This window comes from Streptococcus ovis DSM 16829 (assembly GCF_000380125.1).
Taxonomy (GTDB): domain Bacteria; phylum Bacillota; class Bacilli; order Lactobacillales; family Streptococcaceae; genus Streptococcus; species Streptococcus ovis.
On the sequence record NZ_KB904562.1, the window covers coordinates 114,007 to 137,919 of the forward strand.

Sequence of the window (23,913 nt, forward strand, 5' to 3'; positions counted from 1 at the left end):
AGGTGAAAAATGTCAAGATTAGGTTTCTCTTTGTACCCTGAAGGTCACGATTTTGAGGAAATAAAGGCTTATATTGACCGTTTTCGCCCCTACCAATGTCAACGCGTCTTTCTGAGTCTGCTACAAATTTCACCAGATGATATTGATACGCTAATGTTCTATCGTCAGATTGCTCAATACTGTCAAAGTCTAGGCTTGGAAGTATTTGCAGATTTGAACCCTAGCTTTATTCAAGCTCTTGGTTGGGAAGCGAACTTAATGGAAGAGGCACATCGCTTTGGTGTGAGAGGAATACGGCTTGACGAATCATTTGACGATGCGCAGATTGCAGCTTTAACTCATCATCCACTTGGGATAAAAATAGAACTTAATATGAGTACGGAACCGACATTGTTGAGACGTTTAGTTGGCTTAGGTGCAGATTTATCACGCATTACTGCTTGCCATAATTTTTACCCTCATCAATTCACGGGTTTATCAACTTCTTACTTTCTTGAAATCAGCCGAGCTTATCGGGAGTTTGATGTTGAAACAGCAGCTTTTATCAATGCACAGAGCGCAACGACTGGCCCTTGGCCTGTTTCTGAAGGGTTGTGTACACTGGAAGAACATCGCTCAAAAAGTTTGAATGCGCAATATAAATGGTTGCTTGCAACAGGGTTGATTGACCACATTATTATTGCCAATCAATTCGTTTCATCAACTGAATTGACAAGTATAAGTCAAACTGATGCATTGGAATTTGATGTTCAGCTTACTGAAGAGGTCACAGAGGTGGAGCGTGCAATCCTTGCTGAAAATCATGTTTATCGTGGAGACATTTCTGAGTATGTAATTCGTTCAACGGGTCATCGTAGTCAATATGCCACTGCAAAAATTTCCCCAAGAAGGCAGGATAAGCTAGTCCACCGTGGTGCTATTTTGATTGATAATCAACTTTATACTCGCTACTGTGGGGAATTGCAACTAGCGTTAAGAGATTTTCAGATAGGAGAAAAAACTAATATTGTTGGTCGTATCGTAGATGAAGATTTGGCCTTACTTAATTTGTTGCAACCGTGGCAAGGTTTTCGTCTCAATATTGTGACTGCGTCGGATAGGAGGGACCATGTTAACGAGTAAAGAGTGGAAGATTCTGCAAGTACTCTATGAACATCAATCTACCTATCACACTAGTCAGGCATTGGCTGAACAACTCGGTGTATCAGACCGAACGGTCAGAAAATATTTGAAAAATATCGGAGAGCAAATCCAAGAATATGGTGCTGAACTTGAGATGAAGCACGGCCATGGCTATAAGCTTATTCTTAAAGAACCAGCTTCTTTTTTAAAGATGCTTCAGCAATTGACAGCTAATAAGTCGAATTTGAATGACCTACCTGCTATTTCAGAAAACGATGATAGGATACATTACGTCTTACAACAGCTTTTCTTTGAAAAAGAAAATACAACTACACATGATTTAATGCAGAGGCTTTATGTAAGTCGTACAACAATTTCCAATCTTTTAAGCGATGTTCGCCAACGTTTACTTTCGTATGATTTATACCTGGAAAGGGCTGATGACGGAAAATACTATGTGAGTGGGAAAGAGCAAGACAAGCGACACTTTATTGTGGATTATTTCATATCAGAAGAGTTCATGCTCCCGCTATTAACTAACGTTAAATTTCAACCCTTGACAGAGGAGGCTGATATTCCCAAAATTGCACATATTGTTCTTGAAGCATGTAAAACAGGGCATTTGCAGATTTCAGACTTTGTTTTAACAAATTTAATTATTCATATTGCCTTGACATTGCATCGAATTCGTTCAGGACATGTTATCAGTGATTATCCAGAGGATAGTTCAATATGTGCACTGCAAGAATATCAAATTGCACAGACGATTTTGAAACGATTGTCGCAAGAAACAGGGCTTTCGTTTCCTGCGAGTGAAACCTATAATGTGGCGTTGCATCTATTAACGAAATCGCAGTCAGAAGGCAAAGTTTCTAAGTCAATGGAACAGATTACGAAAGAAGTACAGGAGATTATCAAGGTCATTGATGTTGAAATGGGAAGTCAGTTATCCTATGACCAAGTCTTGCTAAAAAGTTTAATTGCACACTTAGAACCTTTATTTTTGAGATTAAAATATGGCGTCCGTATGGAAAACCCTTTAACAGATGAAATTAAGATAAATTATCCAAATTTTTTTGAGATGACGAAACACTATTTTAGTCAGCTTAAAAATCTTAAAGATCATGTCCTTGAAGACGACGAATGGGCCTACATCGCCTTACATTTAATTGCAGCTTTCGAGAGGCAGAGGCAGCATCAGCAAATCAAGGTTTTGGTTGTCTGCGCAACAGGTTTTGGAAGCGCTCAAGTTTTAAAAAATAGATTGACTTATAATTTTGGTCATAGAATCAGCATTCTTGACTGTATTAGTTACCATGAATTAACTAATATAGATATGGAAGATATTGATCTTATCATTTCCTCTATTGACCTCAAGGATTTATTTTTCAAAGTTCCGGTTGTCACTGTAAATGTTTTTCTCAATGATGCTGATATTGCTAAGATTAGTCAAGCTATAGGAGAGGTTACGACAACCTATCATCATTATCATTCTAATGACGATAAGGTAGATGGTGAAGTAGAAAACCATTTTGATGCTTGCTTCACAGCAGAGAAGTTCCTAGTTTGTCAAGAACCCCTTGATAAAGCTTCGCTGATCAAGATGATGATTGCTTGCTTGGAAAGTGTTGATGATAATATTAGTCAGACGGATGTTTATCATCAAATTACAGAAAGAGAACTTCTAAACTCAACAGCCTTTAGTGAGAAAATGGCTTTTCCACATGTCATGCAGGCAATTGGAGAGCAAGAAGAAGTAGTAGTTGCAGTAACAAGTACACCTGTCACTTGGGATGAACAACATGACCAGATTCAAATTGTAGTGCTACTATCGCCATCTAAATATCAGAATACGCATTTAAGATGGCTTTCACCACGATTAGCCAAACTAGCAGATTGTCCCGAGTTGCAGGAAGAACTTATCAAAAAACCTAGCTTTGTACAATTTCAAAAAGTATTCAAAAAATTATTAAAATAAAAAGGAGAAATCCCATGAAAAGAATAATGTTAGTATGTAATGCAGGTATGTCCACCAGCATGCTTGTTACTAAAATGCAAGCAGCTGCAGAAGAACTTGGTCAAGAATTTGACATTTATGCTGTGCCTGTTTCAGAAGCAGATCGCGAATTAGAAACTAAGGAAATTGACATAGTTTTACTTGGTCCACAAGTTAAATTTTTATTGAACGATTTTAAGGCAAAATGTGAGCCTAAGATTAAAGTAGATGCTATTAATATGATGGACTACGGTGTGATGAATGGTAAAAATGTTTTGATGACCGCCATTTCTATGCTGAATGAATAGGTGGTTTTATGGACGAACAATTTTTAGAAACAGTCATGGGGCTTATCATGCACGGTGGTGATGCCAAAGGGAAGGCTGTTGAAGCAATTGCTGCTGCAAAGAAATTTGATTTTGAGGGCGCAGAAGCCAAGCTCACAGAAGCACAAGCAGCTCTTGGTCTAGCTCATAAGTCTCAGACTTCTCTCTTAGCAAAAGAAGCAGGTGGTCAGTCAGTGCCTCTCAGTTTATTGATGGTACACGGACAAGACCACCTGATGAACGCCATTACTTTTATTGACATGGCAAAAGAGGTTGTAGAAGTTTATCGACAACTAGAAACAATGAGGCAGTAGTATGGAAGTCTCTAATGTTTATAATGCACACGCATCTACAGTTTTCGATTTTTTAATCAAATTGTTTATTGAAGATTTTAAACAAAACACTTCTAAGGATATTGAACCGGAGCAAATCGTACCTGGTTTGAAGTACACAAAGGTTTTCAAGACACATCATCAAGTACAAGTTGAAGTCTTAGAAGTATCTGCACCTCATATTTATAAAGTTCAAATCACATCTTCACGTGGTCGTCAAGTGATTCACTATGACTTGAAAGAAATATCAGAGGGACAGTTGCAGATAGTTTATCGTGAATTAAATGAGCCAAGTGGTTTCTTTGGCACATGGAATTACAAAATTTTACGCTTTTTCCTTAAGAAGCGTCTAGAAAGGCGGATGTTATTACAAATAGATAAACTTGTAGAATTTTCAACAACGGATACATCAATTCAATAAAATAGGAGTTTATGACTTATGTCAAGTGTATCAGATAAATTTATGGCATTTGCAGGAAAAATGGGGTCGCAGAAGCACTTAGTTGCTGTACGTGACTCATTCATCGCAATGATGCCACTTACAATGGCAGGCTCTATCGCAGTCTTGCTGAATGTATTTTTTAGGGATATCCCTACAAACTTAGGTTGGGAAGGCTTTGCGAAAGTAGCCGCACCACTGATTCAAATCAATGGTTATGTATATTTTGGGACGATTGCAATTTCAGCGCTCATCTTTGCGTTTTCAATCGGTTACAACCTTTCTCAAACCTATAAAGTCAACCCAATTGCGGGAGGACTTGTCTCATTTGCTTCATTTGTATCCATCATTCCCCAAACTGTAAAAGTATCAACAGCGATTGCAGGTGCAGATAAGGGGCTTGTTGATGGGCTAATGAAATTGGGCTTGCAAGTGACAGGTAATGGTGATGCTTTAGCGCTTCAAACTTCATATGATGGGGCGATTACAACAGCATATGCTGGTGCAACAGGTTTGTTCACTGCATTGATTATTGGTTTCTTGTCAACCATGATTTACTGTGGTTTGATGAATAAAAACATTATCATTAAAATGCCTGATTCAGTTCCACCGGCAGTTAATAAAGCATTTGCATCCATTATTCCAGGAACAGTTGCTATTTATGCATCTGCTATCGTGGGTTACGTTGCAGTTGCTTTAACAAACCAGTCCCTAAATGATTTGATTTCATCATATATTCAAAAACCTTTGATGGGTCTCTCTCAAGGTGTGTTTAGTGTTGTTATCTTATCTTTCTTGGTGCAGTTGTTCTGGTTCTTCGGTTTGCATGGACACAATGTTTTAGCACCAATCATGGATGGTATTTATGCTCCAGCTTTACTTGAAAATACAGATGTATGGCAAAAGACACACGATATTAGCCAGTTACCTTGGACTTGGACACGTGGATCATTTGATGCCTTTGCACAAATGGGTGGTTCAGGTGTTACCATTGCCTTGATTATTGCAATCTTTATTTTCTCAAAACGTGATGATTATAAAACAGTCGCAAAATTATCTGCCCCAATGGGTATCTTTAACATCAACGAACCGATTACTTTTGGTATCCCAATGGTATTAAATCCAATTTTTGTAGTGCCATGGCTCATTGTACCGCCAGTATGTGCAGCAATTGCCTATGGCGCAACATCGGCAGGTCTCATTCCACCAGTCTTCTTGTCGGTTCCATGGATTACACCTCCGGGCTTGTATGCTTTCCTTGCAACAGGTAATAACTTGATGGCAGGTTTGGTATCGCTCTTTAACGTGTTTGTCGCTTTCTTGATTTGGACACCATTTGTCATTTCAGCTAATAAAATTAAAACAGTTGCAGAATAGGAGGACTTAAGATATGTTTAATAAAGGTAAAGGTGGAGAATGGTATCTCTTTCTCATTGCACTGGGCTTGTTCTTTGTGATGATGGCTCCTACCATGCGTTACCCTTATGTAAACATTATCGGTGGCCTACTTGTTGCTGGTTTTGGTTTTAGACAACTGTTAAAAGGACGTAAGTAACTATAGAATCTCCACTTCATCTTAGTAGGTGGAGATTTTTTATATCGTGCTATAATAGAATTGAAAAAGTATGAGGAGGACCGTTATGTTAACTATTGCATTTATCGGAAATGGAAAAAGCACCAATCGTTATCACTTACCTTTTGTTCAAAAATTGCCAGATAAAATTAAAGTCAAAACGATTTATTCTCGCTCTGAAACACCTTGGAAGAAAAGGAGTGATGTTATTTACACCAATCACCTTGAAGATGTTTTAGTTGACCCAGAGATAGATTTAGTTGTCGTGACAACTCCAGCTAGCGCACATTATACGCTTGCAAAGCAAGTCCTAGAAGCAGGCAAGCATGCCTTGGTGGAAAAACCTTTTACAGAGACTTTAACAGAAGCAGAAGAACTTTTTAAACTTGCAGCCTCTAAAAATTTGATAATTCAAGCCTACCAAAATAGGCGATATGATTCAGACTTTCTAACAGTTCAGCGTGTTATTGAAAGTGGAAAACTCGGTGACTTGCTTGAAGTAGAGATGCACTATGATTACTTTCGACCAGAAGTGCCTGAGCAGGTTACAAACTTTAGCAAAGATACGAGTTATCTGTATGGTCATGCTTGTCATACTATCGATCAGGTGGTCTCTTATTTTGGTTTGCCTGACCATTATCATTTAGAAGTTAGAGCTCTTTTGGGTCAAGGAAGAATGAATGATTATTTTGACCTTGATTTTTTCTACGACAAGTTAAAAGTATCTATCAAATCAAGTTATTTCAGAATCAAACCTCGCCCATCTTTTGTTTTGTATGGAAAAAAAGGGATGTTTATCAAAGAAACAAAGGACAGGCAAGAAGAACATTTGAAACTTTTTTACATGCCAGACCATACAGATTTTGGACTTGATTTACCCGAACACTATGGAACCTTAACCTATATGGATGAGTTGGGGCATTATCATGAAGAAAAGGTTATCTCGGAAGTTGGTGATTACAGTCGCGTTTATGAAAGTTTGTATCATGCGATTATGAATGGAAAGCCCAAAGTAATAAAAGACGAAGAAACTCTTTTTCAACTCAAAGTACTCGAAGAGGGGGTTCAACAAATGAAAGAATCGAGATACTAAAAGGAGAAATTGGTACCGTAAAGTTGTGATTATCAAAATCAACATCAATTTATGGAGTAATGCCATTGTTACGACAGATATCACCTGACAAGTTCCAGAACTGAAAAAATTTAAAAAGCCTTACAATCCCTGTAGGACTGTGCTATAATAAGATTTATGGATAAGAAATATACAAAAATCGTTCAAGATTTGGGCGTTAGTTTAAAGCAGATTGATACGGTCTTGTCTTTGACAGCAGAAGGCAATACCATTCCTTTTATTGCCCGTTACCGTAAGGAAGCAACTGGAAACCTAGATGAAGTTATCATCAAATCCATTATTGATTTAGATAAGTCTTTGACAGCTCTTGCTGAGCGTAAGGAAGCAGTTCTAGCAAAGATTGAAGAACAGGGCAAATTGACCGACCAACTTCGTCAAGCCATTGAAGAAGCTGAAAAGTTAGCCGATGTGGAAGAACTCTATCTTCCTTATAAGGAAAAACGTCGTACCAAGGGGACAATTGCTCGAGAAGCAGGTCTTTTTCCTTTGGCTCGTCTCATTTTGCAAAATGTCCCTGACTTAAAAGCTCAGGCAGAAAGCTTTATCTGCGAAGGCTTTGATACGGCAGAAGCCTGTCTAGCAGGTGCAGTGGATATTTTGACAGAAGCCATTTCAGAGGATATCAAACTCCGTGCATGGACCTACCATGAAATTATGAGCAACTCAACCATTCTATCCAGTCTCAAAGATGAAACAGCAGACGAGAAGCAAATTTTCCAAATCTATTATGATTTCTCTGAAAAAGTGGCAAAAATGCAAGGCTATCGCACCCTTGCCCTTAACCGTGGGGAGTCGCTAGGGGCTCTCAAGGTTTCTTTTGAGCACAATTTGGATAAAATCATTCGCTTCTTTGAAGTGCGTTTTCCACAGAAAAATACTTACATTGCAGAAGCTATTAACCAAGCAGTAAAGAAAAAAATCATTCCAGCTATGGAACGTCGTGTGCGGTCTGAATTGACAGACAGTGCAGAAGAAGGGGCTATCGCTCTCTTTTCAGACAATCTCCGCAATCTGCTCCTCGTACCACCTCTTCGTGGAAAAATGGTCTTGGGCTTTGACCCTGCCTTTCGGACAGGAGCTAAGTTAGCAGTAGTAGATGAGACAGGAAAACTCTTGACCACACAGGTCATTCATCCTGTTAAGCCAGCATCTGCCAGTCAGATTGCTCAAGCTAAATTGGATTTAGCAGATCTCATTCGTCAGTACAATGTCGAAATCATTGCCATTGGAAATGGTACAGCCAGCCGTGAGTCAGAAAGTTTTGTGGCTGACATCTTGCAGGATTTCCCAGAAGTGAGCTATGTTATTGTCAATGAAAGTGGGGCATCTGTCTATTCGGCTTCTGAGTTGGCCCGTCATGAATTTCCAGATTTGACCGTTGAAAAGCGCTCTGCTATTTCCATCGCCCGTCGTCTCCAAGATCCGTTGGCTGAATTGGTTAAAATTGATCCTAAATCTATCGGTGTCGGTCAATATCAGCACGATGTTAACCAGAAAAAGCTTTCTGAAGGCTTGGACTTTGTAGTTGATACGGTGGTCAACCAAGTCGGTGTCAATGTCAATACAGCCAGTCCGTCTCTACTTTCACATGTGGCTGGACTCAATAAAACCATTTCTGAAAATATCGTGAAATACCGTGAAGAAAATGGAGCTCTGACCTCTCGTGAGCAGTTGAAAAAAGTACCACGCTTGGGTGATAAAGCTTTCGAGCAGGCAGCTGGTTTCTTGCGCATTCCTGATGCAGAAAACTTCCTTGACAATACAGGAGTCCACCCAGAATCTTATTCAGCAGTTGAGACATTATTTGAACTACTTGGGGTTTCGAATGTCGCAGAGGCATCTAGCCAGCTCCAATCGCTCAACATTACAGAAACAGCTGAAAGAATTGGTGTTGGTCCAGAAACCTTGAAAGATATTGTAGCTGACCTGTTGAAACCAGGGCGCGATTTGCGAGATGAGTTTGCAGCTCCTGTTCTCCGTCAAGATGTCTTGGATTTCAAAGATTTACAGATTGGTCAGAAATTAGAGGGTGTTGTCAGAAATGTAGTGGACTTCGGTGCCTTTGTTGATATTGGTATCCACGAAGATGGTCTTATCCACATCTCCAATATGAGTGAGAACTTCATCAAGCATCCAAGCCAAGTGGTATCGGTTGGGGACTTGGTGACGGTCTGGGTGCATAAGCTGGATACTGCGCGTGAGAAGGTCAATCTGACCTTGGTGGCCCCTCGTGAATCTCACTGAGTATGTTAAACAAGTCTCATTAGAGGACTTCGGAAAAGAGTTTCAGCACCAAGCTGTTTGGAATCCACGTCTTCGATCGACCGGTGGGCGTTTCTTTCCCAAGGACGGTCATTTGGACTTCAATCCCAAACTCTATGAAGAACACGGATTAGAGATCTTCAGAAAGATTGTCCGCTATGAGCTCTGCCATTACCATCTTTATTTTGAGAAAAAAGGCTATAAGCATGGTGACCGTGATTTTAAGATGTTACTCAAGCAAGTGGGTGGGCTTCGCTATGCGCCAAGCTCAAGAGAAACGGGGAACTTCCTTACGTATCAGTGTCAATCTTGTCGACAACTCTACTACAGAAAACGCCGTATTCATCTTGAAAAATATCGCTGTGGCAAGTGCCGGGGTAGATTAGTATTACTAAGTAGTTAGAAATCAGTCCTTGGGCTGATTTCTTTTTGTCGAAACATGGTATACTAGAGTTACGAATAGAGGTGAGATGATGGTATCAGAAAAACAAAAGCGTTTGTTAGAATTATATGAAAAAGGAGTATTGACCAAGGAAGAAGCCAAGGCCTGTTTTATGGAATTAGAAGAAGAGTCAGACTTTCTTTTTGTAGAAGAAAAGGAGCGCCTCTCGTTTACTCTACCAAGTTTCAAGGTTTTTTCATCTAATAAATTAAAACAGAATTTTCGCTTTTCGGATATTGAATCGATGAATATTCGGTTGAGAGAAGGTAAAGTCAGCTTTCAAAAAAATAAAGGCGCAGAAATCCTCTTTTCAATTCTCTATCCTCAAAAACCCGAGGGTGAAGAATTACCTCAAATCTATGTCGAAAAAAAGGCGCTGCATTTCGCCTCAGCTATCCCTTGTCAATTGACTGTCTTATTACCAGAACGGTGGATGTCTGTGTTGGATTTGGACATTGGTCAGGCTGATACCCGCTTGGACTACCTTCCATTTGAAGATGTTTCTGTGCATAGTCATTCTGATAAAAAACAACAGGATATCCGAGTGACTTCTTATCAGGGATTTTCACAACATCTTCATTTCGAAGTGATGCAGGCTCCGATTCATATGGTGATGTCCAAGCACCAGGGATTAAAGGGACGATTTGAAAGCAATCAAGGAACCGTTGAAATCAATCGAAAAAAGAAGACGAGCCCTTGTGTGTGTGAAAAAGCAGGTGACAAGATTGTGTATTTACAAATTCAAACTGAGTCAAGTCCTCTGATTATGAAAGGAATAAAGAATGTACGGATTTTATAGAACAAAAAGAAATCGTTTATTGACAGGAGTGCTTGCAGGGGTAGCTGATCGTTTTGATTGGGATACGCGAATTGTTCGTGGTATCTTTTTGGCTATCGTCATTCTCACCAAGGTTGGTTTATTAGCGATTGCCCTCTATGTTTTAGCTGCTGTTTTTCTTCCTTATAAGGAAGATGTGGATGCAGAACGTTATGGCACAGGTCCTCGTAAACGAAAAGAGGCAGAAAAAGTTGAAAAGGAATGGTTCTTTTAATGGGACCTGAAATTTGGAATGCTTTTGATAAAAATAGGCAGCTGCTTTCTGACCAGATTTTGGAACGGGACAAGTTTCCCGCTGCTTATCCCGAAGAGCTTTACCATTTAGCTGTTAATGTCTGGGTTAAGCACCGAGATGGTGATTGGCTCTTGATGAAACATTCTGCCGAAAAACAGCATTTTCCAAATGTCTATGAAGTAGGTGCAGGTGGATCGGTTTTCTATGGGGAGACTTCTCAAGAGGCTGCAAAGCGAGAATTAATGGAAGAAACAGGACTGGTAGCCACTAGCATAGACTATTTGTTTTCCTTTACAGAAGAAGAGCATCGCACCCACTTTGATGCGTATTTGGCACTGATAGACGGTGATAAGGCGCAAATTATCTATCAGATGGAAGAAACGGATGCTCATATATGGGTGAAAGAGGCTGATTTACCAAATTTTTTGGCTACTCATCCAGTCTTTGAAAATCAAAAACAACAAGTCCTGGCTTACTGCCGATAAAAAAGCGAGCAATCGCTTTTTTTCGTACCTCAAAAGTAAACGGTTTTATGTTATAATAAGGGTATTAGAAAGTACGAGGTGGCTGCATGACAGTTTTTGTCAAAGATTTAATTGATCATGTTCGAGTGGAATGTGTTTATTGTACGGAAGAACTACTTCAAAAGGAGATTACGACAGCTGATATTACACGTCCAGGCTTAGAGATGACAGGATATTTTGATTATTACTCGCCAGAGCGAATTCAGCTGATTGGGATGAAGGAATGGTCCTATTTGATGTCGATGACATCGCACAATCGTTACCAAGTCCTATTGCAAATGTTTCAACCAGAAACACCAGTTGTGATTGTGGCCCGAGGCTTAGCCATTCCTGAAGAAATGCACAGAGCTGCCAAAGAGAATAAGACAGCTATTTTTCAAAGTCAATCTGCAACGAGTCGACTATCAGGGGAAATTTCTTCTTATTTGGATTCCCGTTTAGCACAACGTACTAGTGTTCATGGTGTCCTGATGGATATTTATGGCATGGGTGTTTTGATTCAAGGGGATTCTGGCATCGGGAAGAGCGAAACTGGTCTTGAATTGGTTAAGCGTGGGCACCGTATTGTTGCGGACGACCGTGTAGATGTTTTTGCCAAAGATGATGTGACGCTGTGGGGCGAGCCTGCTGAGATTTTACGTCATTTATTGGAGATTCGCGGTGTTGGAATCATTGATATTATGAGTCTCTACGGAGCCAGTGCAGTGAAAGAATCATCACAGGTTCAACTAGCCATCTATCTGGAAAATTATGAGAACGGTAAGATATTTGACCGACTAGGAAATGGTGGTGATACAGTTGAATTTGCTGGTATTGAAATTCCACAAATTCGTATTCCAGTTAAAACAGGTCGAAATATTTCGGTGGTCATCGAAGCGGCTGCTATGAACTATCGTGCGAAGCAAATGGGCTTTGACGCAACCAAAGATTTTGAAAATCGGCTGGCCCGTCTCATTGAAAATAATAAGGAAGCAGAGGGAATCGAATGATTGATCCGATTGCTTTTCAGCTAGGGCCCTTTGTGATCCGTTGGTATGCCCTTTGTATCGTAGCAGGGCTAGCTTTAGCTGTTTATTTAGCTTCTAAGGAAGCTCCACGTAAGCGCATCTTACCAGATGATATTCTAGATTTTATTTTAATTGCATTTCCGATTGCGATTATTGGTGCCCGTCTTTACTATGTCATTTTCTCTTGGGATAGTTACAAGGACAACCCCATAGAGATTTTTGCGATTTGGCATGGCGGAATTGCCATTTACGGTGGCCTTCTAGCCGGACTTTTGGTACTAATTTTCTTTACTCGGCATCGCTTTATCGAAACATGGGACTTTTTAGATGTAGCTGCTCCCTCCGTCATGATTGCACAGGCGATTGGTCGATGGGGAAATTTTTTCAATCAGGAAGCTTTTGGTGCTAAAGTTAGCCAATTGAATTATCTTCCTTCCTTCATCCGTGAGCAGATGTTTATTGATGGCAGTTACCGTGTTCCTACCTTCCTCTATGAGTCTGTTTGGAATTTACTTGGTTTTATTCTGATTTGTATGCTTAGACGACGCCCTCGTTTCTTAAAACGGGGTGAAGTGACTATTTTTTATCTTATTTGGTATGGAGTGGGACGATTTATCATTGAGGGAATGCGCACAGATAGCTTGATGTTTGCGGGATTGCGTGTATCACAATGGTTATCGGTATTATTGATTTTAATTGGAATTGGTCTATTTATTTATCACAGGAAGCAAAAAGACTTCCCTTATTATCAATCCTAAGAAAGGGGATATGCATGTCACTTGAATTATTTCTATTGGTGATTGCTATTGCGGTCATTGCAGTTGCAGTTTATCTTGTTCTGTTTTTGAAAAAGGTCACAACCGTAGCAGAAGAAGCACAACAAACGCTGAAAGTTTTGACCAGCGATGTGAATGTTACGCTTCATCAAACCAATGAATTGTTGGCTAAAACGAACATTTTGGTGGAAGACGTGAATGGCAAGGTCACAACCTTAGATCCATTCTTCTCAGCGGTTGCGGATCTGTCCGTTTCAGTTTCTGATCTCAATGCCTCGGCGCGTGACTTTACAGTGAAAGCAAAAAGTGCTGGAAAAAGTACAGCAAAAGCTGGTAGCGCATTGACAGTCTTGAATCTATTATCATCTATCCTAAAAAAGGGAAAGAAAGGAGCATAATATGGCTAAAAAATTAGGTGTGTTTACAAGTGTTCTTCTAGGGGTTGCAGGAGGAACAGCTGCAGCTGTTTTCTTAGCAACTGAGACGGGTAAAACTGTTAAGGATAAGGTTTCTAAGTTAGTAAAAGATTATCAAGATAATCATGAAGAAATCAATGCAAATTTGATGAATAAAGCACAGGACTTGAAAGATCAAACTGTGGGAAAATATGAAGATGTGAAAGGACAACTGGAATCTGGCGAGCTGACTCTTGACGACTTGCTTCGTTCAGGTAAAGAAAAGGTTCAAACTTTTGCTGAGCAGATTAAGGAAAAAATGCAAGAAACAACTGTAGAACCAGCTGACTTCCAAGAAGATGGTCAAAAAGACGCGACTATTATCGAAGTCCCTGAGGAAGATGTTGTCGTACAAGATGATATTGAAATTGATTTGTAATACCTCTGAGCAAAGTTAACGTAACTTCTATAGCAAAAGAACAGTGAGATGTCTGCATCAGAAGACTACACTGTTCTTTTTAATGGTATGAGACTTGTTCGAGTTGAGAAACTCTGGTCCCCTCAAGAGTTAAAAAGTATCCGCTTACAAACACTAAAAAAAGAAACGCTTATTTAAAGCGTCTCTTTGGTTTCATTCGAACATAATGATTTCTCATTGCAATTTGAATCACTCTTAACCCGATAAAACCAGTCGCAGTACCTAAGATAAAGGCTAGAAAAACTGGAATTTTCATTGAGAGATAGACATAAGTTGTCATGACGGTCAGAATACTGAAAATTGCAATGTTTAGGAAAAACAATAAATCCCTAAGTCGATTTTCATGGGGTTTTCTTGCTTGATACGCTTGATAAGTGGCCTGTTTCTCTTTCGGGATATACTCTTCGTAGTCATATTGTTTAGGCCGATAGTCTCTAAGTGCCATACGGTCTCCTCTTTCTGCCTATCAAGGATATCATAATAATGATAGGGTTGTGTAACAGAAGTATTACAAAACCATTACAAAAAAAAATGAGAAAAGTCAGAACATTAAAGTTCTGACTAGCACTTAAAAAGAAAGAATTATTTTGGTATAATAAACGTTATGGATAAAATAATCATAACAGCTACAGCTGAAAGTATCGAACAAGTGAAACAATTATTAGAAGCAGGGGTTGACCGTATCTATGTCGGTGAAGCAGACCATGCCCTCCGAATTCCACATCAATTTTCCTATGATGAATTGCGTGAGATTGCACAATTGGTCCATGGAGCAGGTAAGGAGCTGACTGTTGCAGCTAATGCTCTGATGCATCAGGAAATGATGGATAACATCAAGCCCTTTATGGAATTGATGCAAGAAATCAAAGTAGATTATCTTGTTGTTGGGGATACTGGTGTGATTTATATTAACAAACGAGATGGCTATCATTTTAAACTGATTTATGATACATCTGTGTTTGTTACCTCGAGTCGTCAAATCAATTTTTGGAAGGATCATGGGGCAGTGGAGGCAGTATTAGCCCGCGAAATTCCTTCTGAAGAGTTATTTGAAATTGCTGAAAATTTGGAAATTCCTGCCGAAATCTTAGTATACGGTGCCTCTGTTATTCATCATTCCAAACGTTCGCTTTTGCAAAATTATTATAATTTTACGAAGGCTGACGAAACAGATAAATCCAAAGATCGTGGTCTCTTCTTGGCAGAGCCAAGTGATCCAGATAGCCACTACTCCATTTTTGAAGACAAACATGGCACCCATATCTTTATCAATAACGATATTGATATGATGACCAAGTTGCAGGAATTGTATGATCACGGCTATCACAACTGGAAATTGGATGGCATTTTCTGTCCAGGAGATAACTTTGTTGCGATTGCTCGTCTATTCGTTCAGGCACGTGATCTCATAGCAAAAGGGGAATTTAGCTATGACCAAGCCTTTCTCTTCGATGAGCAGGTGCGCAAACTTCACCCAGTGCAGCGTGGCTTGGATACCGGTTTTTACGAATTTGCTCGTAATAAGGTCAAATAATAGATAAATAGGATGAAGAGTGAGTTTACTATTTCAGGGCTTCATCTTGATTGAAGAAAGCATTTCTCTTGTAACGAGGCAAATCAAAGACCAAGATAACATCTTAAAAGGGTTATTTCTTGTAAGATATGCAAGTTGCGAAAGTCAATGCTTGATGCTTGTTTTTGTATCATTGAAAAAAATATGAACTACTATCTTGAAAATAGAGGAAATTGAATTATGTCAAAAACATTGAAACGTCCAGAGGTGCTATCACCTGCGGGGACTCTTGAAAAATTAAAAGTCGCTGTAGATTACGGTGCAGATGCTGTATTTGTAGGTGGTCAGGCTTACGGTCTGCGTAGTCGTGCTGGAAACTTCTCTATGGAAGAAATGAAGGAGGGCATTGACTATGCCCATGCGCGTGGTGCCAAGGTTTATGTGGCGGCCAATATGGTTACTCATGAAGGCAATGAACAGGGTGCTGGTGCTTGGTTCCGTGAGTTGCGCGATTTAGGCTTAGATGCAGTTATTGTTTCAGACCCTGCACTTATCGTAATCTGTGCAACAGAAGCACCTGGTTTGGAAATTCACTTGTCAACTCAGGCCTCTTCAACCAACTACGAAACGTTTGAATTTTGGAAAGAGTTAGGATTGACCCGTGTCGTCCTCGCACGTGAAGTGACCATGGCTGAACTAGCTGAAATTCGCAAACGCACCAGTGTAGAAATTGAAGCTTTTGTACATGGTGCTATGTGTATTTCCTACTCAGGTCGCTGTGTACTCTCTAATCATATGAGTCATCGTGATGCCAACCGTGGAGGTTGTTCACAATCTTGTCGTTGGAAATACAATCTCTATGATTTACCGTTTGGCGAAGAGCGACGTTCCATTAAAGGACAAATTCCCGAAGAATTCTCCATGTCAGCGGTGGATATGTGCATGATTGACCATATTCCAGATATGATTGAAAATGGGGTGGACAGCCTAAAAATTGAAGGCCGCATGAAATCTGTCCACTACGTATCAACGGTAACGAATTGTTACAAAGCTGCAGTAGATGCTTACTTGGAAAGTCCAGCAAAATTTGAAGCAATTAAGCAAGATTTAATTGATGAATTGTGGAAAGTTGCCCAACGCGAGTTGGCGACAGGTTTCTACTACAGTCCACCAACGGAAAACGAGCAGTTATTTGGCGCACGTCGTAAAATTCCTGAATATAAATTTATCGGAGAAGTGGTTGCCTTTGACCAAGTAACAATGACTGCGACGATTCGCCAACGAAACGTGATCAACGAAGGTAATGAAGTAGAATTTTATGGACCAGGTTTCCGTCATTTTGAAACGACCATTCAAGATTTGACGGATTCAAATGGTGTTGCGGTTGAACGTGCAAACAAACCAATGGAGCTTTTGACCATTACAGTGCCACAGGAAGTCTTTCCAGGTGATATGATTCGCGCTTGTAAATCAGGATTGATTAACCTTTACAAGGAAGATGGTGCCTCTATTACAGTACGGGCATAATGAACTGAGGCTAGAACAAAAAGATTTTTAGTTTAGAAAATCTATACCAATAAATCTACTTTTCTAATAAAATGTACATAAAAACGAACAAAGAGACTCTTTAAATATATAAGAGATAACCTTTGTTCGTTTTTTGTTTTATTGTTCAGAGTTTTGTCCCAGCCTCAGGCTACTAGTTGGATTAGTCACTATGACGAAATTTACAAAAACTAAAATAAGCTACCTCTAAAAGATGGAGATAGCTCTATGTATTATGTTTTTTGTGATTTGGTAATGGCATCAGGAACGAGTGATATTTTTTGAATGTCCTCTAGACGGATAATGGCACTTAGATTTTTTTTGAAATTTTTGATAACAAGCTGCTGTCGTTTATCATCCCATTTAAGAATTTCTCCTGTAATGCTTTTTTGTCTAGAATAAATAACATGGATAGCTGCTTTTTTATATAAAGCTAATTGAAGAGTAGCAAGAATATCTGCATTGGTATGATCCTCGTCAAGGATTGGTTGATGAACGGTATTACCTAGAAAGACATTTAACTGCTCTTTTAGGAGTTGCACAAACTTTTTCATGGTAAAATCCTTTCATCCTTGATACAATTATCTTAACGAATTTTTGTCAAAAAGACAAGCACTTGCGAATAAATAATGAGGAGGTCAGCATGGCAGAATTTACATTTGAAATAGAAGAAAAACTCTTGGTACTCTCAGAAAATGAGAAGGGGTGGACGAAGGAACTGAATCGTGTATCCTTTAATGGTGCACCTGCTAAATACGATATTCGAACTTGGAGCCCTGATCACACGAAGATGGGAAAAGGGATAACATTGTCCAATGAAGAATTTCAAGTGATGCTTGATGCATTTGCTAACAGATAAAGAACTCGGCAGTGCGGACAAGCGCGGTCCATCACTTGAGTACTTTTTTGAGTGTAGGACGAATGATGGTCACCAGTGTTATCTTAGCTAAATCGGGCAATAAGAATGGAATGGTTGTCCAAGCAAGGGTATCTGCCCAAGTCGCTTGGGAAATGATTCGAAAGACGAAGACTCCTATCAGGAAGCAAGTACTATCCCCTAGTAAATTGGCAAGAAAAATCCAGATAGCTTGCTCTTTATGATTTACCAAGATAGCTGTGATAGCACCATAAGCTAGGAAACCCCAAAGGAATCCTGCAGTGGGTGATACCAAGGCAGCAAAACCGCCTGAAAATCCAGCGAAAACTGGGAGACCAATAGCTCCGACTAGTAGATAAAAGCAGATACTAGCGATTGTTTCTTTCAGTGGATAGAGACTTGCTAGTAATCCAATCGCTAGCGTTTGGAGTGTGAACGGAACGGGTCCAATCGGAATGGAGATTTGTGAGAGGACAGCGATTAAGGCTGCTCCCATAGCAATGTGTGCGATGGATCGCGTGGTTGTTTGTTTCACGATTGTTACCTTTCTTTTTAAAAGTGGTTAACAACACTATAAATGCTTTTGAAAGAAAAGTCAAGGCTTACTAATTCGGCTGGTACATCTTAGGGAGGGAATGATGAAGATTATTTTACTTGGAGATAGTTTATTTGCAAGGGATGAGGGGAAAGTAGAGCCTCATATCAATTTTTCATTGAAACGATTGATCCCAGATCTTGTCATTACAAATCTGGCGGAGTCAGGTGACAATAGTATTGACTTATTAGCTAAGCTAGCAAAATGGGATTTTCCGGTAGTGGATAAGGTATTTGTTTGGATTGGAACCAATGATTTGGCAACTCACAAACAGATTTACCTAGGTGAATTTCAAGAAAATATGAGACAGATTTCTTCGATACTTTTGGAACGATACCAACCGTCACAATTGATTTTTTTAGGTCCAACACCTGTTGATGAGACCAAGCAACGTTACCGAACCAATCGATTGGTTACTTATTACAGTGAAATTGTGGAGAAGGTAGCTAGAGAAGCCAAGTGTGATTTCCTATCAGTTCAAGACCTCATGACAGATTCCCCAATTCCCCTTCCAGAATTGTTAAGAGGAAGTATGGATGATGGGCTGCATTTTGGAAGTGTAGGCTATGAATTATTAGCTGAGAAATTAGAGGAATATATAAAGAAAAAACCAGGTCTATAGACTTGGTTTTTCGTTATGACTTTAAATTCGAATGATGAACAGTTCTTAATTTGGTAATTATCTCATAGTGACTCTTCTTCTGAACCAGTTGGGTGAATAGGTCAAACAATCTTGGAGATTGTTTGAGATTGGAGATGAGAGGCATTTATCCAACCAATTTACAATCTGTCTTTTTGTAAAATGTGTACTTTTTCTTATCTCATCGTTACAAACTCTTCTGAACCAGTTGGATGAATGGCTACCGTCGCATCAAAATCTTCTTTGGTTGCCCCCATCTTCATAGCGACAGCGAAGCCTTGAATCATTTCATCTACGCCATAGCCGATACCGTGCAGACCAATCACTTTTTCGTCAGGACCGGCTGTGATGAGTTTGAATTTAGCCATTTGTCGATGACTTCCGAGTGCTGTGTACATTGAAGTAAAGGCAGAAGTATAGACGTTGATGTTGTTTTCTCCGTATTGGCGAATCGCTTCTGGTTCTGTCAAGCCGACTGTTCCGATAGCTGGGTGTGAAAAGACGACTGTTGGAACTAGATTAAAGTCCATTTTAGCAGTGGTTTTCCCATTAAAAAGCCTCTCGGAAAGGAGGCGTCCAGTTTTGATAGCTACTGGTGTCAATTCGATGTGTCCTGTCACATCACCAAGGGCGTAGATACCTGGAGTCGATGTTTCTTGGTATTCATTGACCTTGATATAGCCTCTTTCTGTCAATTCAACGCCAGCAGCTTCAAGGTTTAATTGGTCGATATTTGGTTGGCGACCGATTGCCCAAAGGACTTGTTCAGCTTGGTGGGTGCTACCATCTTCAAAAGTAATTTGGAGCAGACCGTTGTCTAATTTATCTACACGACTTGGAACTTTATGGGTATGCAAGGCGAGGCCTGTTTTTTCCATTTCGTCTACGAGAGCTTCAACGATATAAGGATCAAATCTACGCAGAGGGGATTCCTTACGTACAAATAGATCTGTCTTGACACCGAGATTGTGGAGAACGCCAGCAATCTCAACAGCAATGTAACCAGCGCCCATTACTGCAATAGAAGCTGGTAGACTTTCCCATGCAAAGACATCATCAGACACAATTCCTAATTCTTTTCCAGGGATATCTGGGACAGATGGGCGAGCCCCTGTTGCGATGACAATGTGGTCTGCTTGTATCAATTCGCCATTGACTTCAACAGTATTGGCATCTACAAAACGGGCGTAGCCTTCAATTAATTCAACGCCGTTTCGCTTAAAAGAGCCATCGTATGAATTGCGGGAACGTTCAATATAGGCTTCGCGATTTTGGCGAAGAGTGGCAAAATCAAAGGTTACATTTTCTGCTGTAAAACCGTATTCTGGACCATAGTGGTGAATGGCTTCTGAAATATTTGCCCCATACCACATGATTTTCTTAGGGACGCAGCCGATATTGACACAAGTACCGCCGAGTAGGTTACCTTCAATAACAGCTGCTTTGGCTCCATGTTCACCAGCGCGATTCATGGTGGCAATACCACCTGACCCTCCACCAATGGAAATAATGTCAAATTTTTTCATTCTTTTTCCTCATTTCATTCTTGTTTTTTTCATTGTAGCGTTTTTTGCTGATTCTCGCAAAAATTTGCTACGCAGGGCTATTCTTACAAAACTGTAAGGCTTGTTTTACAGAAAAAGGATGCAAAATACAGAAGATTTTTATAAAATAATACCAAAGAACACTTGCAAATATTTTTGTATTGATGTATTATATAATTAACACAAAAAGGATGTGTTAAACATCTTCAAATAAAAAGGAGAACAAATATGTTTAAGACGAAAAAAGCGAAGATTGCTTTGTTTTCTGGTTTAGGCCTTGCAGCAGTTGCGTTAATTGGTGGAGGTCTATTGTACGGAAGTATGGGAAATACAGCTTCAGAAACGAAAACAGGATCAGCACAGTTATTGTATACCAAGGCAAGTGAGGGTTCCATTGCATCTTCTACGCTGTTATCTGGAACGGTAGAAGCTGCGGATGAGCAATATGTCTACTATGATCCATCTAAGGGAGATATTTCTGAAATCAAGGTGAAACAAGGAGATCAAGTACAGCCTGGTCAAGCTCTAATCCAGTATGATACTGCAGAATTGCAGGGAGCTTTTGATACCGCTGTGCGTGCACGTGATAAGGTTGGACGTCAAATTTACGAGTTAAAAACCTATGGGAAGACAGTTGATTTGACAGGTGATGAAGCTGTAGATGGAGAAGTTGTTTCTTCTACTCAAAGATCAATGGATATGCAGTTGCAGGATTTGAATGATGCTTATGCTGACGCTCAAAATGCAGTTGATAAGGCACAAGGTGCTTTGAACGAAGCGACGGTTAATAGTACTGTATCAGGAACAGTTGTAGAGGTAAATCGCTCTGTTTCTAAATCCAATACAACAACTAGTCAAACTGTGGTTCATATTGTTAACCAAGGAAGTCTTCAAGCAGTGGGAACACTATCTGAATACGATTTGGCAAATATTTCAGTGGACCAAGAAGTGAAATTAACTTCAAAAGTATACCCTGATAAAACATGGAATGGGAAAATTGCCTATGTTTCGAATTATCCAGAAAATCAACAAGCGACTACCGCTACTCCTGGAGCAAGTTCAGGTGGGGCACATTATCCATTTAAGGTGAAATTAACGAGTGAAATTGGTGAGCTAAAACAAGGCTTTACAGTCAACATTGAAGTGGTCAATAAAAGTAAACGGATCTTGATTCCTGTATCAGCAGTTGTCGCAGATGGGGATAAAAACTTTGTTTGGACGATTGTGGATGGTAAGGCTAAAAAGGTTGAAGTCACTTTAGGAAGTTCCGATGCTACCCAACAAGAAGTGGTAACAGGACTTAAAGTAGATGACCACGTTATTTCCAATCCGGACGATAGCCTAAAAGATGGAAAAGAGGTTGAAGCCGATGAAGAAATTACTGATTAAGTTGACCGATATCAATAAGAGTTATAAAAATGGAGATCAGGAATTACGCGTTTTAAAAGATATCAATCTTGAAGTGGAAGAAGGAGAATTTCTGGCAATCATGGGGCCATCAGGATCAGGAAAATCCACCCTGATGAACATCATTGGCTTGTTAGACCGTCCTACTTCAGGGGAATACGTCTTAGAAGGGACAGAAGTTGGATACTTATCAGAAAAAAAATTAGCAAATGTGCGGAATGCTCAGATTGGTTTTGTCTTCCAGCAGTTCTTCCTATTGGCAAAATTAAATGCTCTCCAAAATGTAGAACTTCCTTTGATTTACGCTGGCGTTCCTGCCAATAAGCGAAAAGAATTATCAAAGCAATTTCTTGAAAAGGTCGAGCTAGGTGAGCGGATGCACCATCTGCCATCTGAATTATCTGGTGGTCAAAAACAACGGGTGGCCATTGCGCGTGCTTTGGTCAATGCGCCTTCGATTATCCTTGCTGACGAACCAACAGGGGCATTGGATACAAAGACAGGTGATCAGATTATGGAATTGCTGACAGAACTCAATCGTGAAGGCAAAACCATTATCATGGTTACGCATGAACCAGAAATTGCGGAGTATGCCACGCGTAAGATTGTTCTTCGAGATGGTGTCATTACGGAAGATAGTCGAAAGGAGGTCGTGTAAATGGAAAATTGGAAATTTGCACTGAAATCCATCTTAGCCCATAAGATGCGTTCCCTCCTTACCATGCTTGGTATTATCATCGGTGTAGCTTCTGTTGTGGTTATTGTTGCCTTGGGTGAAGGGATGAGAAGTAGCCTTGCTGATGCACTTGGTGGCGATCAAAAAGATGTTCAGGTTTACTTTTCAAATCAGGTCATGGAAGAAGGAAGAGACGGTCTGTTCTCCTACTCTGCTGTGACAGATGTCTTGCCAGAGTCAGAACCTGTCCTATCAAATACAGTCTTGGAAGGATTACTTTCCATTGATGGTGTAGATAATTATTTTACGACGAATAACACCAGTGCTGAAGTGAGTTTTGGTAGTAAAAAAGCAGACAATACTTTCATTACAGGTGTCAGTCAATCTTACTTTGATGTAAAAAAATATAAGATTCTAGCTGGACGTAAATTTACTGCTGACGATTATAGTCGCTTCTCTCGCATTATCATGCTAGATAAAAAATTGGCTAAAAAACTTTTTGGCGATATTCAGTCTTCTTTGAATCAAACCGTCAGTGTCAAAGACCATGCTTACCTGGTGGTTGGAGTCTATGAAGATCCTAATGCAGGTTCCCCACTTTATGGTGCTCTTTCTGAAGGGAATGCTGTGATGACCAATACACAGTTAGCCGCTGAAGAAGGTGGAGCAGTTAGTGAAAACGCACAAATTATGGTCCATGTTGAAGATGTGCCCCGTGCCAGTGAAGTAGGTCAGGCGGCAGCGGATTATCTGACAAAGGCAACAGGCCTCAAAGAAGCACGCTATGAAATCTATGATTTGTCTAAGATGTTGGATGAATTCAATCAGCAAATGGCGGGTGTGACCCTCTTTATCGGAGCGGTTGCAGGGATTTCTCTGCTAGTAGGTGGTATCGGTGTCATGAATATCATGTTGGTATCCGTAACAGAACGGACCCGTGAGATTGGCTTGCGAAAAGCGCTTGGTGCGACACGAAGCAATATCTTGATGCAATTTTTGATTGAAGCCATGGTATTGACGACTTTGGGTGGTCTGATTGGCCTTCTCATTGCACAAGGAGTTGTGGTTCTTGTCAATGTGACACAAGTCATGGGACAAGGTTTAACAGCAGTGATTTCAGTACCAGTTGTACTTGGTAGCCTTCTCTTCTCAGCCATTGTCGGTGTTGTCTTTGGGGTCCTTCCTGCCAATAAGGCTTCTAAACTTGATCCAATCGAAGCACTGCGGTATGAATAATTT

Annotated in this window: 28 protein-coding genes; 24 read left to right on the forward strand and 4 right to left on the reverse strand. The window is 40.0% G+C overall.

What is annotated here, in order from left to right; translation table 11 throughout:
• Nucleotides 1-9: 9 nt before the first annotated feature.
• The 17 genes from A3I9_RS0100600 (at nt 10) to A3I9_RS0100680 (ending at nt 13,838) form a co-directional block, all read left to right on the forward strand.
• On the forward strand, nt 10-1,122 hold the full coding sequence (locus A3I9_RS0100600; RefSeq protein ID WP_018377141.1) for a DUF871 domain-containing protein: 1,113 nt from the start codon (nt 10-12) through the stop codon (nt 1,120-1,122).
• Nucleotides 1,109-3,100, forward strand: a complete 1,992-nt coding sequence (locus A3I9_RS0100605; RefSeq protein WP_018377142.1) for a BglG family transcription antiterminator — start codon at nt 1,109-1,111, stop codon at nt 3,098-3,100. Before A3I9_RS0100600 ends, A3I9_RS0100605 begins: the two co-directional genes overlap by 14 nt.
• A gap of 14 nt (nt 3,101-3,114) precedes the next feature.
• A complete protein-coding gene (locus A3I9_RS0100610) occupies nt 3,115-3,426 on the forward strand; it encodes a PTS sugar transporter subunit IIB (protein ID WP_026217270.1) in 312 nt (103 codons plus the stop codon).
• Between the two features lie 8 nt (nt 3,427-3,434).
• Nucleotides 3,435-3,758, forward strand: a complete 324-nt coding sequence (locus A3I9_RS0100615; protein WP_018377144.1) for a PTS lactose/cellobiose transporter subunit IIA — start codon at nt 3,435-3,437, stop codon at nt 3,756-3,758.
• Nucleotide 3,759: 1 nt separating this feature from the next.
• Nucleotides 3,760-4,197 (forward strand): DUF3284 domain-containing protein, encoded by a 438-nt coding sequence (locus A3I9_RS0100620; protein ID WP_018377145.1) that lies wholly within the window; start codon nt 3,760-3,762, stop codon nt 4,195-4,197.
• Nucleotides 4,198-4,215: 18 nt separating this feature from the next.
• Nucleotides 4,216-5,592 (forward strand): PTS sugar transporter subunit IIC, encoded by a 1,377-nt coding sequence (locus A3I9_RS0100625; protein ID WP_018377146.1) that lies wholly within the window; start codon nt 4,216-4,218, stop codon nt 5,590-5,592.
• Between the two features lie 13 nt (nt 5,593-5,605).
• Entirely contained in the window at nt 5,606-5,770 is a 165-nt protein-coding gene (locus A3I9_RS13315; RefSeq protein ID WP_018377147.1) for a hypothetical protein, read from the forward strand.
• Nucleotides 5,771-5,855: 85 nt separating this feature from the next.
• Nucleotides 5,856-6,881, forward strand: coding sequence for a Gfo/Idh/MocA family oxidoreductase (locus tag A3I9_RS0100635; protein ID WP_018377148.1), 1,026 nt, complete (start codon nt 5,856-5,858; stop codon nt 6,879-6,881).
• A gap of 156 nt (nt 6,882-7,037) precedes the next feature.
• Nucleotides 7,038-9,164 (forward strand): Tex family protein, encoded by a 2,127-nt coding sequence (locus A3I9_RS0100640; RefSeq protein ID WP_018377149.1) that lies wholly within the window; start codon nt 7,038-7,040, stop codon nt 9,162-9,164.
• Nucleotides 9,151-9,585: a SprT family protein gene (locus A3I9_RS0100645; RefSeq protein WP_018377150.1), complete on the forward strand. Its 435-nt coding sequence runs from the start codon at nt 9,151-9,153 to the stop codon at nt 9,583-9,585. The genes A3I9_RS0100640 and A3I9_RS0100645 overlap by 14 nt, the downstream gene beginning before the upstream one ends.
• A gap of 67 nt (nt 9,586-9,652) precedes the next feature.
• Nucleotides 9,653-10,423, forward strand: a complete 771-nt coding sequence (locus tag A3I9_RS0100650) for a hypothetical protein (protein WP_245538918.1) — start codon at nt 9,653-9,655, stop codon at nt 10,421-10,423.
• Nucleotides 10,407-10,676, forward strand: a complete 270-nt coding sequence (locus A3I9_RS0100655; protein WP_018377152.1) for a PspC domain-containing protein — start codon at nt 10,407-10,409, stop codon at nt 10,674-10,676. The genes A3I9_RS0100650 and A3I9_RS0100655 overlap by 17 nt, the downstream gene beginning before the upstream one ends.
• On the forward strand, nt 10,676-11,182 hold the full coding sequence (locus tag A3I9_RS0100660; RefSeq protein WP_018377153.1) for an NUDIX hydrolase: 507 nt from the start codon (nt 10,676-10,678) through the stop codon (nt 11,180-11,182). Before A3I9_RS0100655 ends, A3I9_RS0100660 begins: the two co-directional genes overlap by 1 nt.
• 86 nt (nt 11,183-11,268) lie before the next feature.
• Nucleotides 11,269-12,210 carry an HPr(Ser) kinase/phosphatase gene (gene hprK, locus A3I9_RS0100665; protein ID WP_018377154.1) on the forward strand — a complete coding sequence of 314 codons (942 nt, stop codon included), beginning with the start codon at nt 11,269-11,271 and terminating at the stop codon, nt 12,208-12,210.
• The gene (gene lgt, locus A3I9_RS0100670; RefSeq protein ID WP_018377155.1) at nt 12,207-12,986 is read left to right on the forward strand and encodes a prolipoprotein diacylglyceryl transferase; all 780 of its coding nucleotides are present in this window, start codon (nt 12,207-12,209) and stop codon (nt 12,984-12,986) included. Before hprK ends, lgt begins: the two co-directional genes overlap by 4 nt.
• Nucleotides 12,987-13,000: 14 nt before the next feature.
• Nucleotides 13,001-13,402, forward strand: coding sequence for a DUF948 domain-containing protein (locus A3I9_RS0100675; protein WP_018377156.1), 402 nt, complete (start codon nt 13,001-13,003; stop codon nt 13,400-13,402).
• A 1-nt stretch (nt 13,403) separates the two neighbouring features.
• Nucleotides 13,404-13,838: a YtxH domain-containing protein gene (locus tag A3I9_RS0100680; RefSeq protein WP_018377157.1), complete on the forward strand. Its 435-nt coding sequence runs from the start codon at nt 13,404-13,406 to the stop codon at nt 13,836-13,838.
• Nucleotides 13,839-14,007: 169 nt separating this feature from the next.
• Here A3I9_RS0100680 and A3I9_RS0100690 read toward each other — a convergent pair whose 3' ends face one another.
• Nucleotides 14,008-14,322, reverse strand: coding sequence for a DUF3270 domain-containing protein (locus tag A3I9_RS0100690; protein WP_018377159.1), 315 nt, complete (start codon nt 14,320-14,322; stop codon nt 14,008-14,010).
• Between the two features lie 159 nt (nt 14,323-14,481).
• Here A3I9_RS0100690 and A3I9_RS0100695 point away from each other — a divergent pair, with 159 nt between their 5' ends.
• Entirely contained in the window at nt 14,482-15,411 is a 930-nt protein-coding gene (locus A3I9_RS0100695; RefSeq protein ID WP_018377160.1) for a peptidase U32 family protein, read from the forward strand.
• A gap of 219 nt (nt 15,412-15,630) precedes the next feature.
• The gene (locus A3I9_RS0100700) at nt 15,631-16,917 is read left to right on the forward strand and encodes a peptidase U32 family protein (protein ID WP_018377161.1); all 1,287 of its coding nucleotides are present in this window, start codon (nt 15,631-15,633) and stop codon (nt 16,915-16,917) included.
• A 251-nt stretch (nt 16,918-17,168) separates the two neighbouring features.
• Here the strand turns inward: A3I9_RS0100700 and A3I9_RS0100705 are convergent, their stop codons facing one another.
• Entirely contained in the window at nt 17,169-17,489 is a 321-nt protein-coding gene (locus A3I9_RS0100705; protein ID WP_018377162.1) for a hypothetical protein, read from the reverse strand.
• An 89-nt stretch (nt 17,490-17,578) separates the two neighbouring features.
• Between A3I9_RS0100705 and A3I9_RS0100710 the strand changes: the two genes are divergently transcribed.
• Complete coding sequence (locus A3I9_RS0100710) at nt 17,579-17,794, forward strand: YdbC family protein (protein ID WP_018377163.1); 216 nt, start codon at nt 17,579-17,581, stop codon at nt 17,792-17,794.
• Between the two features lie 31 nt (nt 17,795-17,825).
• On the opposite strand, the gene A3I9_RS0100715 is transcribed toward A3I9_RS0100710, so the two are convergent.
• Nucleotides 17,826-18,308: a biotin transporter BioY gene (locus A3I9_RS0100715; protein ID WP_042361575.1), complete on the reverse strand. Its 483-nt coding sequence runs from the start codon at nt 18,306-18,308 to the stop codon at nt 17,826-17,828.
• A gap of 139 nt (nt 18,309-18,447) precedes the next feature.
• Between A3I9_RS0100715 and A3I9_RS0100720 the strand changes: the two genes are divergently transcribed.
• The gene (locus tag A3I9_RS0100720; protein ID WP_245538919.1) at nt 18,448-19,029 is read left to right on the forward strand and encodes a GDSL-type esterase/lipase family protein; all 582 of its coding nucleotides are present in this window, start codon (nt 18,448-18,450) and stop codon (nt 19,027-19,029) included.
• A 194-nt stretch (nt 19,030-19,223) separates the two neighbouring features.
• On the opposite strand, the gene gorA is transcribed toward A3I9_RS0100720, so the two are convergent.
• Nucleotides 19,224-20,573: a glutathione-disulfide reductase gene (gorA, locus tag A3I9_RS0100725; protein ID WP_018377166.1), complete on the reverse strand. Its 1,350-nt coding sequence runs from the start codon at nt 20,571-20,573 to the stop codon at nt 19,224-19,226.
• A 246-nt stretch (nt 20,574-20,819) separates the two neighbouring features.
• Here gorA and A3I9_RS0100730 point away from each other — a divergent pair, with 246 nt between their 5' ends.
• From A3I9_RS0100730 to A3I9_RS0100740, 3 genes are read left to right on the forward strand one after another with little or no spacing between them, the layout of a single operon-like run.
• Nucleotides 20,820-21,980, forward strand: coding sequence for an efflux RND transporter periplasmic adaptor subunit (locus A3I9_RS0100730; RefSeq protein ID WP_018377167.1), 1,161 nt, complete (start codon nt 20,820-20,822; stop codon nt 21,978-21,980).
• Nucleotides 21,961-22,656 (forward strand): ABC transporter ATP-binding protein, encoded by a 696-nt coding sequence (locus A3I9_RS0100735; protein WP_018377168.1) that lies wholly within the window; start codon nt 21,961-21,963, stop codon nt 22,654-22,656. Before A3I9_RS0100730 ends, A3I9_RS0100735 begins: the two co-directional genes overlap by 20 nt.
• On the forward strand, nt 22,657-23,910 hold the full coding sequence (locus A3I9_RS0100740) for an ABC transporter permease (protein ID WP_018377169.1): 1,254 nt from the start codon (nt 22,657-22,659) through the stop codon (nt 23,908-23,910).
• Nucleotides 23,911-23,913: the final 3 nt, after the last annotated feature.

Coding starts and splice junctions, on each gene's coding strand:
- A3I9_RS0100730 (WP_018377167.1), top strand. CDS start 20,820: ATGTTTAAGACGAAAAAAGCGAAGATTGCTTTGTTTTCTGGTTTAGGC.
- A3I9_RS0100700 (WP_018377161.1), top strand. CDS start 15,631: ATGTCAAAAACATTGAAACGTCCAGAGGTGCTATCACCTGCGGGGACT.
- A3I9_RS0100720 (WP_245538919.1), top strand. CDS start 18,448: ATGATGAAGATTATTTTACTTGGAGATAGTTTATTTGCAAGGGATGAG.
- A3I9_RS0100705 (WP_018377162.1), bottom strand. CDS start 17,489: ATGAAAAAGTTTGTGCAACTCCTAAAAGAGCAGTTAAATGTCTTTCTA.
- gorA (WP_018377166.1), bottom strand. CDS start 20,573: ATGAAAAAATTTGACATTATTTCCATTGGTGGAGGGTCAGGTGGTATT.
- A3I9_RS0100610 (WP_026217270.1), top strand. CDS start 3,115: ATGAAAAGAATAATGTTAGTATGTAATGCAGGTATGTCCACCAGCATG.
- A3I9_RS0100600 (WP_018377141.1), top strand. CDS start 10: ATGTCAAGATTAGGTTTCTCTTTGTACCCTGAAGGTCACGATTTTGAG.
- A3I9_RS0100695 (WP_018377160.1), top strand. CDS start 14,482: ATGGATAAAATAATCATAACAGCTACAGCTGAAAGTATCGAACAAGTG.
- A3I9_RS0100710 (WP_018377163.1), top strand. CDS start 17,579: ATGGCAGAATTTACATTTGAAATAGAAGAAAAACTCTTGGTACTCTCA.
- A3I9_RS0100690 (WP_018377159.1), bottom strand. CDS start 14,322: ATGGCACTTAGAGACTATCGGCCTAAACAATATGACTACGAAGAGTAT.
- lgt (WP_018377155.1), top strand. CDS start 12,207: ATGATTGATCCGATTGCTTTTCAGCTAGGGCCCTTTGTGATCCGTTGG.
- A3I9_RS0100625 (WP_018377146.1), top strand. CDS start 4,216: ATGTCAAGTGTATCAGATAAATTTATGGCATTTGCAGGAAAAATGGGG.
- A3I9_RS0100715 (WP_042361575.1), bottom strand. CDS start 18,308: ATGGGAGCAGCCTTAATCGCTGTCCTCTCACAAATCTCCATTCCGATT.
- hprK (WP_018377154.1), top strand. CDS start 11,269: ATGACAGTTTTTGTCAAAGATTTAATTGATCATGTTCGAGTGGAATGT.
- A3I9_RS0100740 (WP_018377169.1), top strand. CDS start 22,657: ATGGAAAATTGGAAATTTGCACTGAAATCCATCTTAGCCCATAAGATG.
- A3I9_RS0100615 (WP_018377144.1), top strand. CDS start 3,435: ATGGACGAACAATTTTTAGAAACAGTCATGGGGCTTATCATGCACGGT.
- A3I9_RS0100640 (WP_018377149.1), top strand. CDS start 7,038: ATGGATAAGAAATATACAAAAATCGTTCAAGATTTGGGCGTTAGTTTA.
- A3I9_RS0100635 (WP_018377148.1), top strand. CDS start 5,856: ATGTTAACTATTGCATTTATCGGAAATGGAAAAAGCACCAATCGTTAT.
- A3I9_RS13315 (WP_018377147.1), top strand. CDS start 5,606: ATGTTTAATAAAGGTAAAGGTGGAGAATGGTATCTCTTTCTCATTGCA.
- A3I9_RS0100660 (WP_018377153.1), top strand. CDS start 10,676: ATGGGACCTGAAATTTGGAATGCTTTTGATAAAAATAGGCAGCTGCTT.
- A3I9_RS0100675 (WP_018377156.1), top strand. CDS start 13,001: ATGTCACTTGAATTATTTCTATTGGTGATTGCTATTGCGGTCATTGCA.
- A3I9_RS0100680 (WP_018377157.1), top strand. CDS start 13,404: ATGGCTAAAAAATTAGGTGTGTTTACAAGTGTTCTTCTAGGGGTTGCA.
- A3I9_RS0100655 (WP_018377152.1), top strand. CDS start 10,407: ATGTACGGATTTTATAGAACAAAAAGAAATCGTTTATTGACAGGAGTG.
- A3I9_RS0100620 (WP_018377145.1), top strand. CDS start 3,760: ATGGAAGTCTCTAATGTTTATAATGCACACGCATCTACAGTTTTCGAT.
- A3I9_RS0100605 (WP_018377142.1), top strand. CDS start 1,109: ATGTTAACGAGTAAAGAGTGGAAGATTCTGCAAGTACTCTATGAACAT.
- A3I9_RS0100735 (WP_018377168.1), top strand. CDS start 21,961: ATGAAGAAATTACTGATTAAGTTGACCGATATCAATAAGAGTTATAAA.
- A3I9_RS0100650 (WP_245538918.1), top strand. CDS start 9,653: ATGATGGTATCAGAAAAACAAAAGCGTTTGTTAGAATTATATGAAAAA.